The sequence below is a fragment of the Pseudovibrio exalbescens DSM 16456 genome (assembly GCF_000422785.1).
Classification (GTDB): Bacteria; Pseudomonadota; Alphaproteobacteria; order Rhizobiales; family Stappiaceae; genus Pseudovibrio; species Pseudovibrio exalbescens.
Genome location: NZ_AUGS01000008.1, coordinates 1 through 15,576, shown reverse-complemented (window position 1 = coordinate 15,576; position 15,576 = coordinate 1). Strand labels below are relative to the sequence as shown.

Genomic DNA, 15,576 nt, shown 5'->3' with positions numbered 1-15,576 from the left:
GTATGTTCTTCTTGATAAAGTGAGGCAGGCTAGCTGTTTTTCTGGCATGCCTGCCACACGGCCGGTACGTTTGTAGACCTTGTAAACGGAAAAGGCATCGGCTATGGCGGAAAAAATAGCGCTGGTCGGCATTGGAAAAATTGCCCGCGATCAGCACATCCCTGCCATTCACGGTGCAAAAGAATGGGAACTGGCCGCTGTGGTCAGTCGGTCAACAGCGTTGGACGGTGTTGACACGTATCCCACCATTGAAGCCTTGCTTGCTGCACGGCCGGACATCTCCACACTCTCGCTCGCCATGCCGCCGCGACCGCGCTTTGATGTTGCTGTCAAGGCGCTCAATGCAGGCCGGCACGTGATGTTGGAAAAGCCTCCGGCGCACAGTCTTGCCGCCTGTCTTCAGTTGCAGCGTTTAGCGACAGAGAAAGGCGTTGGCTTGTTCGCTTCCTGGCATTCGCGGTTTGCTTGGTGTGTGCCTGCGGCGCGCGCGTGGCTGGAAGACAAAACGCTGGTATCGCTACGCATTGCCTGGAATGAGGACGTGCGCCGCTGGCATCCGGGACAGCATTGGATTTTCGAGCCCGGAGGAATGGGTGTTTTTGATCCGGGCATTAATGCAGTCTCCATCATGACGGAAATCCTTCCCGATCCGGTGCATGTCAAGGAAGCCACATTGTTGTTCCCGAAAAACCGTCAGGCTCCGATAGCGGCAACGGTAGCGTTCCATCATGGCGGTGGCGCGGACGTTCGTGCTGACTTTGACTGGCGCCAAGAGGGGCCGCAACAGTGGACGATCGACGTGGAAACAACTGATGGGCACCTGTGCCTGACAGATGGTGGATCCAAGATGTATGTGGATGGCACTTTGGTCGATGATGGACTGAACGAGGAGTATCCAAGGTTGTATCGACGCCTGTCAGAGTTGGTAACGGCGGGGCGCAGCGACATGGATTTGTCGCCTCTTGTTCATGTCGTCGATGCGTTTGCACTGGGTGGCAGAGTGCTTGTTGAGCCCTTTCACTTTTGAGGGTGAAGGTGTTTTCTGCACAAGCATCTGAATCTGCCGCGACACCTCGTCCCAATGCCTTAAACCCGACATGAACGCTTCCTATTTTTCTATCTGTAACACGACGACTTCTGCTCGAAAGGAGCCATTTCATGTTCGATCGTCTTATTGAACGCCAAATGCGGCGGGCCCAGTCACAAGGCGATCTCAAAGACATCGCCGGTTCAGGCAAACCGTTGCCGCGCCGTTACGGGCTGCGTCAAGTCTCAACGACCGAGGCGCTCAGCGTGCGTGCCATGCGCAACACAGAAGGCGGCGACATAGATGCGGCTATAAAGGACCTTCAGGCAAAACTGAAAGTAGCCACGGATGAGGATGAACGGACAGAATTGCGGAAGGCCATTTCCGATCTTCAATTGCGTAAATCCGTTGAGAACGAAGCCCGGCGCGGCCTGATGCGCGGCTAGCGTTCCAGTGCTTGGCGCGCTGCTTCCACTGAGAACCTTTTGCGATACTCGCCGGGAGGCAGGCCCACAATTCTCAAGAAGATCCTGCGGAAGGCCGTGGGGTCTTCGTAACCTACAGCCCAGGCGATCTCGTTGACTGGCTTGGGGGTCAGCTCCAGTTGGCGCCGAGCCTTTTCAACCCTTAACAATTGTAAATAAGCCTTCGGGTTGAGGCCGGTTGCACGGTAGAAACGGCGCAGAAACGTGCGGCTCGTCAATCCGGCGTGCTCTGCCATGCCTTTCACGGTTACGCGCGTGGTGAAAGTCGTTTGCAGCCAGTGTTGCACTTTGAGAATGGTTGCGTCACCGTGGTGAAGCTCCGGCCGAAAAGCGCTGAAAAGCCGTTGCTCACATCGGCCCGGCTCGATCAAGAGCTGGTGGGCAAGATCCAGCATGATGGCCGGCCCCAGAAATCGCTCAACTACGCGCAAGCCCAGATCTGTCCAAGCCATGACTCCACCCGCCGTTATGATGTCCCCCTCATCGACGATCAACTGATCAGTATTGAGTTGAACGCTGGGATAGGTTTCAGAAAATTCCTGTTTCAGTGCCCAGTGGGTGGTTGCAGTGCGTCCATTCAGCAGTCCGGTGGCCGCAAGCAAATAAGCGCCGGCGCAAGCTGAGCATATCAGCGCCCCTTTTTGATGTTGGGTTTTGATCCAATGATGGACGGCGCCCTGTCCGGTGTGCTTTTCTGCGCTCAAACTGGGTGGGGCTATCAGCGCTGCGCAAGTGGGCAGATCATGCAGATGAGTTGCAGTGTCCTCGAAAAGATCGACGATGTGGGGCTTCAAAACACTGTTGGTTTGGCCTTCCGCAAGTCGGTTGGCGACCTCAAACATGTCCTTCAGTCCATAAAGAGCAGCAAGTTGCGCTCCCGGATAGTTCAGGAGTGCGATGTTGTGCTGGGGCAAAACGGGTTCCATTTGTCAGTTATAGCCTGAAAAATGTCGAATTTGCCAAGTCTTCAAAGCCTCATCGCCTCATACAGTGTCGTGATCTTATTCTTCACGAACAAAGGATCCGATCATGAGCCGTAAAGCCCTTGTCGTTGTCGACGTGCAAAATGACTATTTCCCGGGTGGAGCCTGGGAGCTGGTTGGCATGGAAGCCGCCGCTGCAAACGTTTCAAGACTTCTCGAAAAGGCCCGCGCTGCAGGTGAAACCGTGGTTCACATCCAGCATGTCGTTGAAGCTGGTGGTGCCCCTTTCTTCAACAAGGGAACCGAAGGCGTTGAGATGCATGAGGATTGCAAGCCCGTGGCCGGTGAAGTCGTGGTGCAAAAGACAAAGGCGAACTCCTTCCGTGATACCAACCTCAAGGAGGTTCTAGACGCCGCAGGGGTTACAGAGATTGTTGTTGTGGGCGCAATGACACAGAACTGTATCGACTCCACGGTGCGTGCCGCTTTCGATATGGGTTACAAGGTCACCGTTGTGCATGATGCGTGCGCAACACGGGATCTTGAGATCAATGGTAACGTGGTCCCGGCCCAGGCAGTCCAGGCATCGTTCATGGCAGCCCTCGGCTTTGCCTTCGCTACCATTTTGTGCGCGGACGACTACCTGGCAACCTAGTTGCCACGCATTGCCGTATATTGCATCAGGCGGCGGCTGACCTCTAGAGTTGGCCGCTGCTGCCTGATGGCCCGCAAAAACGGCCAGACTGCCGTGGTCATGAACACTGCAGCCAACAGGAACGGGGCTCCCGGGAAGTAAAAGCGGTCGGGTGTGCTGGTGGCCAGCGCAAACACTTGTGTCATCAGCAGCGTTGAGAGCACAGCGGTCAAACCGATGATGCTGGCGAAGGCGCCCTGCAACTCGCCTTGTCGATCGCTGGTGACCGAGTGGCTGATCAATCCCGTTAGTGCGGGTACGATCATGGCACCCAGCGCCGACAATGGCAGGAGTGCAATCACCACCCACGTGTTGGGAGCAACAGCAAAACCCAGCAACGCCACCACGGAGAACGCAAAGCCGATCAGGGCGGTTCGCTCTTCCCCGTGTCGCGGTATGATCCAGCGGATCAGGCCCCCTTTGACGCCGGAAAACCCAAGGCCAACAACGGCGAGGGACAGGCCGACCTGGGTACTTGTCCACTTCAGCGCTTCAAAGGTGTAGTAAGGCCAGATTGCAGCGTAAACGAAATTGGCCATTTCAAACAGGAACAAGGCGAGGAAGAAGCGGCGCAGCGTTTCAAACTGCATGAAGTAGAGAGCGGCACCTACGGGGTTGGCCTTGCGCCATTCAAATGGGCGTCGTTTTTCTTCGCGGAGCGTTTCGGGCATGTAGAACAGGCCGTAGGTCAGGGTCACGGCGAGCAATACGGCAGCTGCATAAAAGGGTACGCGAATACCCAACTCGCCCAGCAAACCACCGACCGCGGGTCCAAGAACGAAGCCGAGCCCAATGCAGGCCCCGATCATGCCAAACCGGGTGCTGCGTTTATTGCGCCCGGAAATGTCGGCAACCGCAGCATACGAGGTGGCGTAGGTCGCACTGGCTGCGCCTGCAATCAGCCGGCCGGCGAACAGCAACCAGATGCTGTTGGCAAAGGTCATGATGAGATAATCGACGACGAGGACGGCAAGCGATACCAGCAGAACAGGGCGGCGGCCAAACCGGTCCGATAGCGCGCCTACTGTTGCGCTGCATAAAAACTGCATTATGGCATAAACCGCCGCAATGAAACCGCCCCACATAGCAGCGCCCGCAATGCCGGTGCCCGTCAGTTCCGAGACAAGATGAGGGGTCACGGGAATAATGAGGCCGGCGCCAATTGCGTGCAACAAGGCCGTACACCCTACGAAAAACAGGGTGTGGTCCTTGTCGGAAACTGAAAATTTCAGAAAAGATGCAGGCATTCTTCACTCGCTGGCGGTCCGCTGGTGTCTACCAGAGCCGCCAGTCAAGTAAAGTGAAATTGCCGGTTTTCCGCGTTGTCCAAAGGGCGGCGTTGTGCCGCCGCGACGTTATTTGCGCCAGGCAGGTGTTTCTTTGGCAAAAAAGGCGCGGATGCCATCTTGGGCCTCTTGTGTCTCCCAGCGGTCCGCCAGTTTTCCAATCGTGTATTCGATCTGCGTACTTGATGGCATCCGTGCCAACGCACAAGCCAGTGCCTTGGCGTCCGCCACCGCACCCGGAGCGCAGTTTAGATAGCTTCGAGCCTCCTCCTGAACAATGGCATCCAGATCCTCGACTGGAGCGACCAGCGAAACCAGCCCGAGAGACTGGGCGCGTTCCGGTCCGAAGGCTTTGGCATTCATGAAGACCTGCCGGGCATTCCCTTCGCCCATGCGGCGCACAACGTACGGGCCAATGGTTGCGGGTATCAGGCCAAGACGGGTCTCCGTCAGGGAGAATTTTGTGCCCTGGGCAGCAACGACCAGGTCGCAAACACTCATAAGGCCGACGCCGCCGCCATAGGCGGGCCCCTGAACACGGGCAATAAGCGGTTTTTTGAGCGAATCCAGCCGCTTCAACATGTCGGCAAGGCGACGGGCTTCTTCAATTTTGCCCGTGCGGTCCTTGTCTGCCTGTGCCTGCATCCATGTCAGGTCGCCGCCAGCGCAAAAAGTCTTGCCCTTGGCGGCCAGAATGACAACGCGTGTGCTGTCGTCTTCATCCAGCTCATCTGCGGTGCGCACCAACTCGTCCATCATCTGGGCGCTCATGGCGTTGTGCTTGTCCTCGCGGGCGAGCCAAAGGGTGGTGATGCCGCTGTCGGACCGTTCAATGTCGAGCGTGGCATATGTCATTGTGCGCCCTCCTTCAGTTCCGTAATGAATGCTTGGGCGGCGCGGCACTTTTCCATATCCAACCCGGTGTCAAAACCTAGCGCATGCAGGCGCTCAGCTACGGCAATGGTACTCACGTTGCCCTTAGCGCCGGGTGCGTAAGGACACCCGCCCAGCCCTCCAATGGCGGTATCGAACGTCCTCAGCCCCAGGTCCAGGCTTGCTTCTATGTTGGCAATCGCCTTGTCTCCGGTATCGTGATAATGACCGGCCAAGCGTGACGCAGGCGCGACCTTCAGCGACGCTGCGAGCATGGCGCGGATGGTTTCCGGTGTTCCTGCGCCAATGGTGTCGCCCAGCGAGACTTCATAGCAGCCCATTTCCAATAGCTGGGCGATAACCTCGGCTACTTTTGCCGGGTTCGTATCTCCATCATAAGGGCACCGGACGACGCAAGACACATAGCCGCGCACCGGTAGGCCCTCTGTCCTTGCCCGGTCTACAAGGGGGGCAAATCGGGCTAAACTTTCTTCAATCGAGCAATTGATATTGGCCTGCGAAAAGCCTTCAGAGGCAGAACCGAAAATGGCGACTTCGTCTGCCTTGGCGGCTACTGCGCGTTCATATCCTTTCAGGTTGGGCGTAAGCGCTGTGTATTTTACACCCGGTTTTCGGGTAATACCGGCAAGCACTTCTGTTGCGTCCGCCATTTGCGGCACCCATTTGGGGGAGACGAAGCTCGTTGCTTCAATTTTTGTGAAGCCACAGTCGGATAACCTGTCGATCAGCTCGATCTTCGCAGGGGTGCTGATGAGGGTCTTTTCATTTTGCAGCCCGTCGCGTGGCCCCATCTCGAATAGGGTGACGTAATCGCTCATCGGTCGTCCTCCATGGCCCGTTGCCGAAGTTCGCGGCGGATAACCTTGCCTGTTGTGGTCATGGGCAGGGCGTCCACGAACTCCACTTCCCGTGGGTATTCGTGCGCGGCCAGCCTCTCCTTCACGAACAGCGCAAGCTCGTCAGCCAGCTCCTTGCTGGGCTCAATGCCTTGACGCAGCACAACGTAGGCCTTCACGATTTCCGTGCGTGTGGCGTCCGGTTTGCCGATAACGCCCACCATAGCCACGGCATCGTGCTTTAACAGGCAGTCCTCAATCTCACCCGGTCCAATGCGGTAACCGGAGGAGGTGATGACATCATCGTCCCGGCCAACGAAGCGGATCCAGTCTTCCGCGTCCATCACGCCTTGATCGCCTGTCATCAGGAAACCGTTGATCACCTTCTTTGCGGTGGCCTCTGGGTTGCGCCAGTATTCCAGAAACATGATCGGATTAGGCGTCTTGATGGCAATGTTGCCCTGCGTGCCGCGCGGCAGCTCTTCGCCGGTGTCATCAACGATGCGCACATCAAAGCCCGGCACGGCCTTGCCCATTATACCGGGGCGGGTCTCCATCATCTGGCTGCACGTGGCCACCACGAGATTGCACTCGGTCTGGCCGTAGAACTCGTTAATGGTGATACCAAAGGTCTTGCGGCCCCAGTCCAGCAGCTCCGCGCCAAGGGCTTCGCCGCCGCTGCCTAGTGTGCGCACGCTGTAGTTCCAGCGTTCCTGCGGGTTTTCCACGGTCCGCATCATTTTCAGTGCAGTGGGCGGGATGAATGCATTGCGGATCTTTTGATCCTGCAGCAGTTGAAACGCAGCTTCGCCCGTAAACTTGCGGAACCGGCAGGCGACCACCGGCACACCGTGATGCAATGCGGGCATTAGGGCATCCATCAGTCCTCCAATCCATGCCCAGTCCGCGGGTGTCCAGAATCGGTCCCCTTCCTGCGGGAACAGGTCATGGGGAAACTCAACGCCCGGCAGATGGCCCAGCAACACCCGGTGGGCATGCAAGGCCCCCTTGGGTTGGCCTGTGGTGCCGGAGGTGTAAACGATCATGGCGGGGTCATCCGCCCGCGTCTTTACCGGCTCGAACTCGGTGGAGTGCCATTGTGTCAGTGCGTGATAATCCTCTGCCCCATGCAACGCCCCATCGATGCACAGCACCACCTTAAGGTGCGGCAGGCGGCCACGCAGATGCTGGAGTTTTTCGGCACCCATGGCGTTGGTGATAATGGCCTTGGCCTCGGAGTTGTTGAGGCGGTACTCCAGCGCTTCCTCACCAAACAGGGTGAACAAGGGGATGGAAATGGCCCCCATTTTGTGAATGGCGATGTGACCAAAGGCGGTTTCGGGTGCTTGTGGCAGCAGGATGCCAACCCGATCGCCGCGAGCCACTCCACGGCTGGAAAGCAGGTTGGCAAGCTGATTGGATTTCTCTTTGAGATCTCCAAAGGTGTAGTGGCTGACCATTCCGTCTTCGCGCACAAACACCAAGGCTTCCCGGTTTGGCTCCCGCTCGGCCCACTTGTCACTAATATCAACCCCAATGTTGAAGAACTCCGGTATCTTCCATTTGAAGGCCTCACGCAGGCCCTCGTAGGAGCGAATTTGCGGCAACATGATCAGGCCTCCTCCTCAAGCGTGATCAACAGAGCGCCGTCTTCCACTTGGTCGCCTTCGGCCACCATGACTTCCAGCACAACGCCATCACGGGGGGCCTTCAGGCTGTGTTCCATCTTCATGGCTTCCGTCACCACTAGAACATCACCTTGGGCCACTTGCTGGCCGGTCGTGCATTGCACAGCACGCACCTGACCGGGGACGGGGGAGATGATGGCGCTGCCGGCATCGACCCGTTCGTCTTCGTCGCTCAGATGGTCAGGCAGGTCGAACTGCCAGCTTTGCCCCTCGATAAATAGCGTGAGGCTGTGGGCTGTCTTGGCAAAATGGCAAACGCGCTGGGCGCCGTCCATGCTGATGCGGATCTCGTAGCCTTCCAACCGAAGGATCTTGAAGGACAAGGTCCTGTCATCAATGGCTGCCGACAGCGTCCCGTCTTGATGTGTGGCAATGGCTATTTCCTTCAGATTGTCGCGATAGCGCAAATGGGCGAACTGGTGGGCAGAGCTCCACAGGCGCCATCCGGCCAATGTTTCCCAGGGAGTGGTGCCATACCCTCGATCATGCGCCAGACCCAGATCAATGGCAGCGGCAATGGCATACACCTCCGCTGTGGGTTCCGGAACGCGGGTCAAACTTTCCAGCTCGCGGTCGATGAGCAGGGTATCCATCTCACCGCGCGCAAATCCCTCATGGTTCGCCAGTGCGTGCAGAAAGGTAATGTTGGTGGTTGCGCCAACGGCCCAGCTCTTTTCCAGCGCCTGGCTCAGTTTGCTCAGTGCCTCGCTACGGTTTTCGCCATGAACGATCACCTTGGCGATCATCGGATCATAAAACGGCGTGATGGTATCCCCCTTGCGCACGCCGCTGTCGATGCGGGCAAAGTGCTGGGGCAAGCGCAGCTCGTTCAAGGTGCCGGTGGCAGGCAGGAACCCTGCCTCCGCGTCTTCGGCATAGATTCGTGCTTCAAAAGCGTGGCCGTTGATGCTCAGCTCTTCCTGACGCTTTGGCAGAGGAGCGCCAGCCGCGACCCGAAGTTGCCAGTGCACCAGATCTTCGCCGGTAATGGCTTCCGTTACCGGGTGCTCCACCTGCAGCCGGGTGTTCATCTCCATGAACCAGAACCGGTCGGGCCTCAGTCCCTCCGACCCATCCACGATGAACTCGACTGTGCCCGCACCTTCATAGCCAACGGCCAGAGCGGCTTTCACCGCTGCCTCACCCATGGCGGCGCGCATTTCCTCGCTCATGCCGGGGGCAGGGGCTTCCTCAATCACCTTTTGGTGTCGGCGCTGCAATGAGCAGTCACGCTCAAACAGGTGGACGGCGTTGCCGTGGCTGTCGGCAAACACCTGCACCTCAATATGCCGGGGAGACTGGATGTACTTTTCGATCAAAACACGGGGGTCGCCAAAGCTGGATTGACCTTCGCGCTGGGCACCCTCCAAGGCGCTGAGAAAATCTTCGGAGGCATCAACCCGGCGCATGCCCTTGCCGCCGCCACCTGCGCGGGCCTTGATGAGCACCGGATAGCCCATTTGGTCGGCTTGAGTTTTCAGGAACGCCGCATCTTGGTTTTCGCCGTGGTAACCGGGCACCACGGGCACGCCGGAATGTTCCATCAGTTGCTTTGCAGCATCCTTGAGACCCATGGCGCGGATTGCACTGGCAGGCGGGCCAATGAACACAAGGCCCGCTGCTTCAACGGCCTCAACAAACTCCGGGTTTTCCGAAAGAAAACCATAGCCGGGGTGAATTGCTTGCGCGCCCGCCTTCTTGGCCGCCGCCAGAATGGCGTCCTTGTTCAGGTAGCTCTCGTTCACCGGCGCCGGGCCAATCAGGTAGGCCTCATCGGCTTCCTCAACATGCAGCGCGTTGCGGTCTGCTTCCGAGTACACAGCAACCACCTTGATGCCGAGGCTCTTGGCTGTTCTGGCCACACGGACGGCGATCTCACCGCGGTTTGCAATCAGGATTTTCTTGAACATGTTTCCCGCGCCCCCTTACATGCGGAAGATGCCGAACGGCGTGTCTTCGATTGGTGCGTTGAGCGATGCCGCCAGCGACAGGGCCAGTACATCTCGGGTCTTGCGCGGGTCGATGATGCCATCGTCCCACAAACGCGCAGAGGCGTAGAGCGGGTGTCCCTGTTCCTCAAACTGGTCAATGATGGGCTGCTTGAAGGTCTCTTCATCTTCTGCCGACCACGTGCCGCCCTTGCGCTCAATGCCTTCGCGGCGCACGGTGGCCAGAACGCCCGCGGCCTGTGGTCCGCCCATCACGGAGATGCGGGAGTTTGGCCAGGTCCACAGGAAACGGGGAGAATAGGCCCGGCCGCACATACCGTAATTTCCAGCGCCAAAGGAGCCGCCAATCAGCACGGTGAACTTGGGCACCTTGGCGCAGGCTACAGCTGTCACCAACTTGGCGCCGTCTTTGGCAATGCCGCCGCTCTCGTACTTCTGGCCCACCATGAAGCCTGTGATGTTTTGCAGGAACACCAGCGGGATCTTGCGTTGGCAGCACAGCTCCACAAAGTGCGCGCCCTTGAGAGAGCTTTCAGAGAAAAGAATACCGTTATTGGCGATAATGCCCACGGGCATGCCATGAATGTGGGCAAAGCCTGTCACCAGCGTGGTGCCATAGCGGGCCTTGAACTCGTCGAACCGGGAGCCATCGACCAGGCGGGCGATCACCTCGCGCACGTCAAACGGCGTTTTCAGATCTGCGGGCACAATGCCAAGGATTTCCGATGGATCGAAGAGCGGGTCTTCCGGCTCCTGCAGGCGAAGCTGGTTCGGCCGCATGGCATTGAGATTGGACACTGCTTGCCGCGCCAAGGCCAGTGCATGCGCATCATCCCGCGCCAGATAGTCAGCCACGCCGGAAAGGCGGGTGTGTACGTCGCCGCCGCCCAAATCTTCCGCGCTCACCACTTCACCTGTCGCCGCTTTGACCAGTGGCGGACCGGCGAGAAAAATGGTGCCTTGTTCTTTCACGATGATGGTTACATCGCTCATGGCAGGCACATACGCGCCGCCTGCGGTACACGACCCCATCACCACGGCGATCTGCGGAATGCCTTTTGCAGACATGTTGGCCTGATTGAAGAAGATCCGGCCAAAATGGTCCCGGTCTGGAAACACCTCATCCTGCTGGGGCAGGTTGGCGCCGCCTGAGTCCACCAGATAAATGCAGGGCAGGTTGTTCTGCTCGGCAATTTCCTGGGCGCGCAGGTGTTTTTTCACCGACATTGGGTAGTAGGTGCCGCCCTTTACGGTGGCGTCATTTGCAACAATCATGCAATCGACGCCGTTGACGCGGCCAACGCCAGTGATCACCCCGGCGGAGGGCGCAGCGCCCTCATACATGCCGTGGGCGGCAAACTGGCCGACCTCCAAAAACGGTGATCCGGGATCGATCAGCCGCGCCACCCGTTCGCGGGGGAGGATTTTCCCACGGGCCACATGGCGTTCTCTCGGGCCTTCGCCGCCACCAGCCAAAGCGGTGCGGCTGGCAGCGCGAATGGTTTCCATCACTGCCAGATGGGCCGCCTCGTTACTCTGAAAACTCTCGGAGCGCGGAGAAATCTTGGAGGTCAGCACAGACATCAGGCGGTTTCCTTGAACAGCTCGCGGCCAATCAACATGCGGCGCACTTCAGAAGTGCCTGCGCCAATCTCATAGAGCTTGGCATCGCGCAGGATGCGGCTCGTGGGATATTCGTTGATGTAGCCGTTGCCACCCAGTGTCTGGATTGCCTCAAGGGCGAGCTGTGTTGCTTTTTCTGCGGAGTAGAGAATGCAGCCGGCGGCGTCCTTGCGGGTGGTTTCGCCCCGGTCGCAGGCTGCGGCCACGGCGTACACATAGGCACGACAGGCATTCATGTTGGTGTACATGTCGGCGATCTTGCCCTGCATCAGCTGGAACTCGCCAATGGCTTTGCCGAACTGCTTGCGCTCGTGAATGTATGGAACCACCACGTCCATGGCCGCCGCCATCAGGCCTAATGGCCCGCCGGAAAGAACCACGCGCTCATAATCGAGGCCGGACATGAGCACCTTCACGCCGCCGCCTTCTTCGCCCAGAATGTTCTCAAAGGGCACTTCGCAGTCTTCAAACACCAGTTCACAGGTGTTGGAGCCGCGCATGCCCATCTTGTCCAGCTTCTGTGCTGTGCTGAAACCCGCCATGCCCTTTTCAATGAGGAAAGCCGTAATGCCGCGTGGGCCAGCTTCCGGGTCTGTCTTGGCGTAGACCACGAGCGTTTCTGCATCGGGGCCGTTGGTGATCCACATCTTGTTGCCGTTCAGCACGAAGCGGTCGTTCCGCTTTTCAGCGCGCAGCTTCATGGAAACAACGTCAGACCCGGCACCGGGTTCGGACATGGCAAGCGCGCCCACATGCTCGCCCGAGCACAGTTTGGGCAGGTATTTGGTTTTTTGCTCATGCGTGCCGTGCCGGTTGATCTGGTTCACACACAGGTTTGAGTGCGCGCCGTAGGAAAGACCGATGGAACCGGAAGCGCGGGAAATCTCTTCCATGGCGACAACATGTGCCAGATAGCCCATGCCGCTGCCGCCGTAGTCTGGATCCGCGGTTACACCCAGCAAGCCAAGCTCGCCCAGTTGGGGCCACAAGTCCGCGGCAAAGGTGTTGGTTTCGTCAATCTCGGCAGCACGTGGGGCCAGTTTTTCCTGAGACCACTTGTGCACCATGTCGCGCAGGGCGTCGATTTCTTCACCGAGCCCGAAGTTCATCACTGCTGAAAACATCAGATATCCTCCTCATCAGATGTTTCGCCGGGCACTCCCACATGCCAGCATCATCTGTGCAGACCGCTTTAATTAAACGAACGTACGTTTGATTAATAACAGCTGCCTTGGTATTATTCAATCACACATTAGACGAAAACACGTAGGCGGCAACGAGAAGGCATCAGCGTGGCACGCACAAAGGGCTCTGTCGGAGCAACAACACAAAAAGCAATCCTGGATGCGGCCAAAACCCTCATCGTCAAGCATGGGTTTGAAGCCATGACCCTGCGCCAGCTCGCCGCCGAAGTGGGGGTGCAACCGGCCTCTATCTACCGCTATATCGAAAGCAAGGACACGTTGCTTGCTGCGCTGATGACAGAGCACATGGATACGCTCATCCATGCGTGGGAGGCGTTGGAGGACAAGGGCGAAACCCCGGATGAGCAGCTCGAAGCGTTTGTGGCCTTTCACATTCGCTATCATGTGGAACGGCGGGAAGATGTGTTCATCGCCAATATGGAGCTGCGTTCGCTCGGGGAGGCGGCACGCGCCGATGTTGTTGCCAAACGCCGTGCCTATGAGCTGAACCTTTGGCGCATTCTGGAAGAGGGCGTGAAGACGGGGGACTTCCCGGAAACCGACCTTGAAGTGGCGACCTATGCCATTCTTGCCATGCTGACAGGCGTTTGTTTTTGGTACCGACCGGAAGGACGCCTGACAGTTGAGCAGATCATCGAGATCCACCAAGGGCTTGTCATGCGCGGCGTTGTCAGCGGCGACTTTCAGGCGGTTTAGCCTGCACATTCTCGGAGGTTAGGGGTGTCTTCTCCAGCATGATGCTTAGTGAGCGCGCGCAACCCACTCTTTGGTGCGTTCATTGAAATCTGTGCAATGGCGCAGGAACTGCTCAAACCCATGGCCAAGAGAGAACAGCCTTTTCACCGTTGCGCTGGGATAAGTGCGCGTGCCGCCTTCTTCCCGTAGTTGGTCAAAAGCAGCATTGAACCCGTCGATGGCCAGTTCCACTGGCTCCAGCGGAGGGGCCGGCGCTTCTCCTTGCATGGCAAGCCCGCTTTCATGAAGAAACTCTTGTGTTACAGCGGAAAGGCGATTGAGGGATGGCCCCAGCCGACTGGCGATGGAAGTGGGGAGCGGTTCATGGGTGGCTTGTTGGATGATCACCAGATCGTGGCGCAGGCGCATGATGGTTCGGAAAATGGGGGCGGGATCGTAATCCACGGCTCGGTAAAGGCGCCGCTCCTGAATGGCTTCCGTGGTGATGCTGCCGAACTTGTCGAGATGATTTTGCAAGGCTTCTTCCGTTGCCTCGCTTTCAGAGGCGGTACGGGTCCCAAGCGCGGACGCGATATAGATGCCCATCAGCTCCCCCATTTGCTGAAGGGCGCTGTTGGTGGCATTGCCAAGTTGTTGCCGCGAGCGAACCGGTAACACGATCAGAGAGGTTACCAGTCCCACCACACAGCCTATGGTAATTTCAAACAGACGTATGGCGGCTGACTCTACCGGATCCACGGTAATGCCTGTCGGGGCAATCAGCACGATAATGGCGGTGATGGGGGCAACCCGCAGCCCCGGCCGCATCGCGGTGAGAAAGGCCAGGGGTCCGATTGCGATAATCAAGGCCTCACCAAGGCCGACGGCATCACTATGGGGGATGACAGCTGCAACCGCGCCGCCCCACACCGCACCGGCCAACGTGCCGATGAATCGATCACCAGAGGCTTTGATCGAGCCGCCCACGCTGCCCTGCGTCACAATCAGGGCTGTCAATACCGCCCACTGTGGTTGGGGAATACCCAAGAGGGTGGTCACGATATACGTAGCGATTACGGAGGCAAGCAGGCGAATGGCCAGAAACAGTTGACTGCGGTGTTTGGAAAACCAATTGGTTTTAGGCGGGTCAGCAATCATGGGGTAACGGTCTGGCCTTTTTGTTTTGGTGTCGTGCACTTGCACCTCGGTTCACGAGGCCCGCCATTCATAGTAGGAGGCAACTCGTTTCTGAATCTCGAATACTGCAGAGCAGCTTTGCTGTTTCCGGTCAGGTAGGGGCTTGGTGCGATCGAGCCGAAAGATCTTGGGTGTTTCTCGGGTCTGGCACTCAGCACAGATCGACAAGCCGTTTTTTGCGCTCAGTGGCTGTGGGCGCCGCCAGATAACACCAACTGATTCCAAGTGCGCGAATGCTTACATGGACTAACCCCCTAGTGCCGCCGGACTTGCTCCGGCATCCAGATTCACGGGGCTTCGCGGGTGCGCGTAATTGCTGGTCTGGATCCCGGCTCGGGGGCCGGGATGACCTGTGTGGGGAAGGGGCGACGTTGGATCTTGGTCTTATTGTTTTGCGAGAGCAGGAGGTCTGCAGGGTTTCGGTCGGACGATTTGCAGAGAGTTCATCGTAGGGCTCTGGCCCCTTTTATCTTTGCGCCGCGTTGCTGCTGGACCTGATCCTGTTTGCTCTGCGCGGTTCACTTTTACCCCGTCCTGCCTCGTTGCCCCCGAACCTTCCATCGCCTTTCCCTCAGCTGTCCTGCCGGACTTGCTCCGGCATCCAGATTCACGGGGCTTTGCGGGTGCGCGTAATTGCCGGTCTGGATCCCGGCTCGGGGGCCGGGATGACGTGTGTGGGGTAGGGGCGAGGTTGGATCTTGGTCTTATTGTTTTGCGTGAGCATGAGGTCGGTAGGGTTTCGGTCGGACAATTTGCAGAGAGTTCATCGTAGGGCTCTGACCCCTTTTATCTTTGCGCCGCGTTGCTGCTGGACCTGATCCTGTTTGCTCTGCTCGGTTCACTTTTGCCCCGTCCTGCCTCGTTGCCCCCGAACCTTTCATCGCCTTTTCCCTCGGCTGTCATGCCGGACAAGCGCAGCGCTGATCCGGCATCCAGATTAGCGGGCCTTCGCGGGGCGTGCCTCTGCTGGCCTGGATCCCGGCTCGGGGGCCGGGATGACCTGCGTGGGGTGAGCCGTTGGGTATGTGACCCGCGGCCTGCTCTTCCTTCCTCAGCTGTCATGCCGGACAAGCGCAGCGCTGATCCGGCATCCA

Annotated in this window: 13 protein-coding genes; 4 read left to right on the top strand and 9 right to left on the bottom strand. The window is 58.2% G+C overall.

Translation table 11 applies throughout. From position 1 onward, the window contains the following. The first annotated feature begins 103 nt into the window (after positions 1-103). Both G512_RS0106895 and G512_RS20275 read left to right on the top strand, forming a co-directional pair. Positions 104-1,027 (top strand): Gfo/Idh/MocA family protein, encoded by a 924-nt coding sequence (locus tag G512_RS0106895; RefSeq protein ID WP_028481083.1) that lies wholly within the window; start codon positions 104-106, stop codon positions 1,025-1,027. 131 nt (positions 1,028-1,158) lie between these two features. Beyond that, on the top strand, positions 1,159-1,473 hold the full coding sequence (locus G512_RS20275) for a DnaJ family domain-containing protein (protein ID WP_036488964.1): 315 nt from the start codon (positions 1,159-1,161) through the stop codon (positions 1,471-1,473). Here the strand turns inward: G512_RS20275 and G512_RS0106885 are convergent. Beyond that, positions 1,470-2,426, bottom strand: a complete 957-nt coding sequence (locus tag G512_RS0106885) for a GlxA family transcriptional regulator (protein ID WP_228130486.1) — start codon at positions 2,424-2,426, stop codon at positions 1,470-1,472. The two genes, G512_RS20275 and G512_RS0106885, sit on opposite strands and share 4 nt — an antisense overlap. Positions 2,427-2,541: 115 nt before the next feature. Here G512_RS0106885 and G512_RS0106880 point away from each other — a divergent pair, with 115 nt between their 5' ends. Further along, positions 2,542-3,090, top strand: a complete 549-nt coding sequence (locus G512_RS0106880; protein WP_028481081.1) for a cysteine hydrolase family protein — start codon at positions 2,542-2,544, stop codon at positions 3,088-3,090. Here G512_RS0106880 and G512_RS20270 read toward each other — a convergent pair. The 7 genes from G512_RS20270 to G512_RS0106845 form a co-directional block, all read right to left on the bottom strand. Next, positions 3,087-4,376, bottom strand: coding sequence for a TCR/Tet family MFS transporter (locus G512_RS20270; RefSeq protein WP_073833176.1), 1,290 nt, complete (start codon positions 4,374-4,376; stop codon positions 3,087-3,089). The genes G512_RS0106880 and G512_RS20270 overlap by 4 nt on opposite strands. Positions 4,377-4,484: 108 nt before the next feature. Beyond that, positions 4,485-5,270: a crotonase/enoyl-CoA hydratase family protein gene (locus tag G512_RS0106870; RefSeq protein WP_028481080.1), complete on the bottom strand. Its 786-nt coding sequence runs from the start codon at positions 5,268-5,270 to the stop codon at positions 4,485-4,487. Beyond that, the gene (locus G512_RS0106865) at positions 5,267-6,127 is read right to left on the bottom strand and encodes a hydroxymethylglutaryl-CoA lyase (protein WP_028481079.1); all 861 of its coding nucleotides are present in this window, start codon (positions 6,125-6,127) and stop codon (positions 5,267-5,269) included. The genes G512_RS0106870 and G512_RS0106865 overlap by 4 nt, the downstream gene beginning before the upstream one ends. Further along, entirely contained in the window at positions 6,124-7,755 is a 1,632-nt protein-coding gene (locus G512_RS0106860; RefSeq protein ID WP_028481078.1) for an acyl-CoA synthetase, read from the bottom strand. The genes G512_RS0106865 and G512_RS0106860 overlap by 4 nt, the downstream gene beginning before the upstream one ends. Before the next feature lie 2 nt (positions 7,756-7,757). Beyond that, entirely contained in the window at positions 7,758-9,743 is a 1,986-nt protein-coding gene (locus G512_RS0106855; RefSeq protein WP_028481077.1) for an acetyl-CoA carboxylase biotin carboxylase subunit, read from the bottom strand. Between the two features lie 15 nt (positions 9,744-9,758). Next, positions 9,759-11,366 carry a carboxyl transferase domain-containing protein gene (locus G512_RS0106850; RefSeq protein WP_028481076.1) on the bottom strand — a complete coding sequence of 536 codons (1,608 nt, stop codon included), beginning with the start codon at positions 11,364-11,366 and terminating at the stop codon, positions 9,759-9,761. Beyond that, the gene (locus tag G512_RS0106845; RefSeq protein WP_028481075.1) at positions 11,366-12,529 is read right to left on the bottom strand and encodes an isovaleryl-CoA dehydrogenase; all 1,164 of its coding nucleotides are present in this window, start codon (positions 12,527-12,529) and stop codon (positions 11,366-11,368) included. Before G512_RS0106845 ends, G512_RS0106850 begins: the two co-directional genes overlap by 1 nt. 168 nt (positions 12,530-12,697) lie before the next feature. On the opposite strand from G512_RS0106845, the gene G512_RS0106840 reads away from it, so the two are divergent. Next, positions 12,698-13,306, top strand: coding sequence for a TetR/AcrR family transcriptional regulator (locus G512_RS0106840; RefSeq protein ID WP_028481074.1), 609 nt, complete (start codon positions 12,698-12,700; stop codon positions 13,304-13,306). Positions 13,307-13,351: 45 nt separating this feature from the next. On the opposite strand, the gene G512_RS0106835 is transcribed toward G512_RS0106840, so the two are convergent. After that, positions 13,352-14,482: an FUSC family protein gene (locus G512_RS0106835; protein ID WP_143181393.1), complete on the bottom strand. Its 1,131-nt coding sequence runs from the start codon at positions 14,480-14,482 to the stop codon at positions 13,352-13,354. Positions 14,483-15,576: the final 1,094 nt, after the last annotated feature.

Coding starts and splice junctions, on each gene's coding strand:
- G512_RS0106895 (WP_028481083.1), top strand. CDS start 104: ATGGCGGAAAAAATAGCGCTGGTCGGCATTGGAAAAATTGCCCGCGAT.
- G512_RS20275 (WP_036488964.1), top strand. CDS start 1,159: ATGTTCGATCGTCTTATTGAACGCCAAATGCGGCGGGCCCAGTCACAA.
- G512_RS0106880 (WP_028481081.1), top strand. CDS start 2,542: ATGAGCCGTAAAGCCCTTGTCGTTGTCGACGTGCAAAATGACTATTTC.
- G512_RS20270 (WP_073833176.1), bottom strand. CDS start 4,376: ATGCCTGCATCTTTTCTGAAATTTTCAGTTTCCGACAAGGACCACACC.
- G512_RS0106870 (WP_028481080.1), bottom strand. CDS start 5,270: ATGACATATGCCACGCTCGACATTGAACGGTCCGACAGCGGCATCACC.
- G512_RS0106865 (WP_028481079.1), bottom strand. CDS start 6,127: ATGAGCGATTACGTCACCCTATTCGAGATGGGGCCACGCGACGGGCTG.
- G512_RS0106860 (WP_028481078.1), bottom strand. CDS start 7,755: ATGTTGCCGCAAATTCGCTCCTACGAGGGCCTGCGTGAGGCCTTCAAA.
- G512_RS0106855 (WP_028481077.1), bottom strand. CDS start 9,743: ATGTTCAAGAAAATCCTGATTGCAAACCGCGGTGAGATCGCCGTCCGT.
- G512_RS0106850 (WP_028481076.1), bottom strand. CDS start 11,366: ATGTCTGTGCTGACCTCCAAGATTTCTCCGCGCTCCGAGAGTTTTCAG.
- G512_RS0106845 (WP_028481075.1), bottom strand. CDS start 12,529: ATGTTTTCAGCAGTGATGAACTTCGGGCTCGGTGAAGAAATCGACGCC.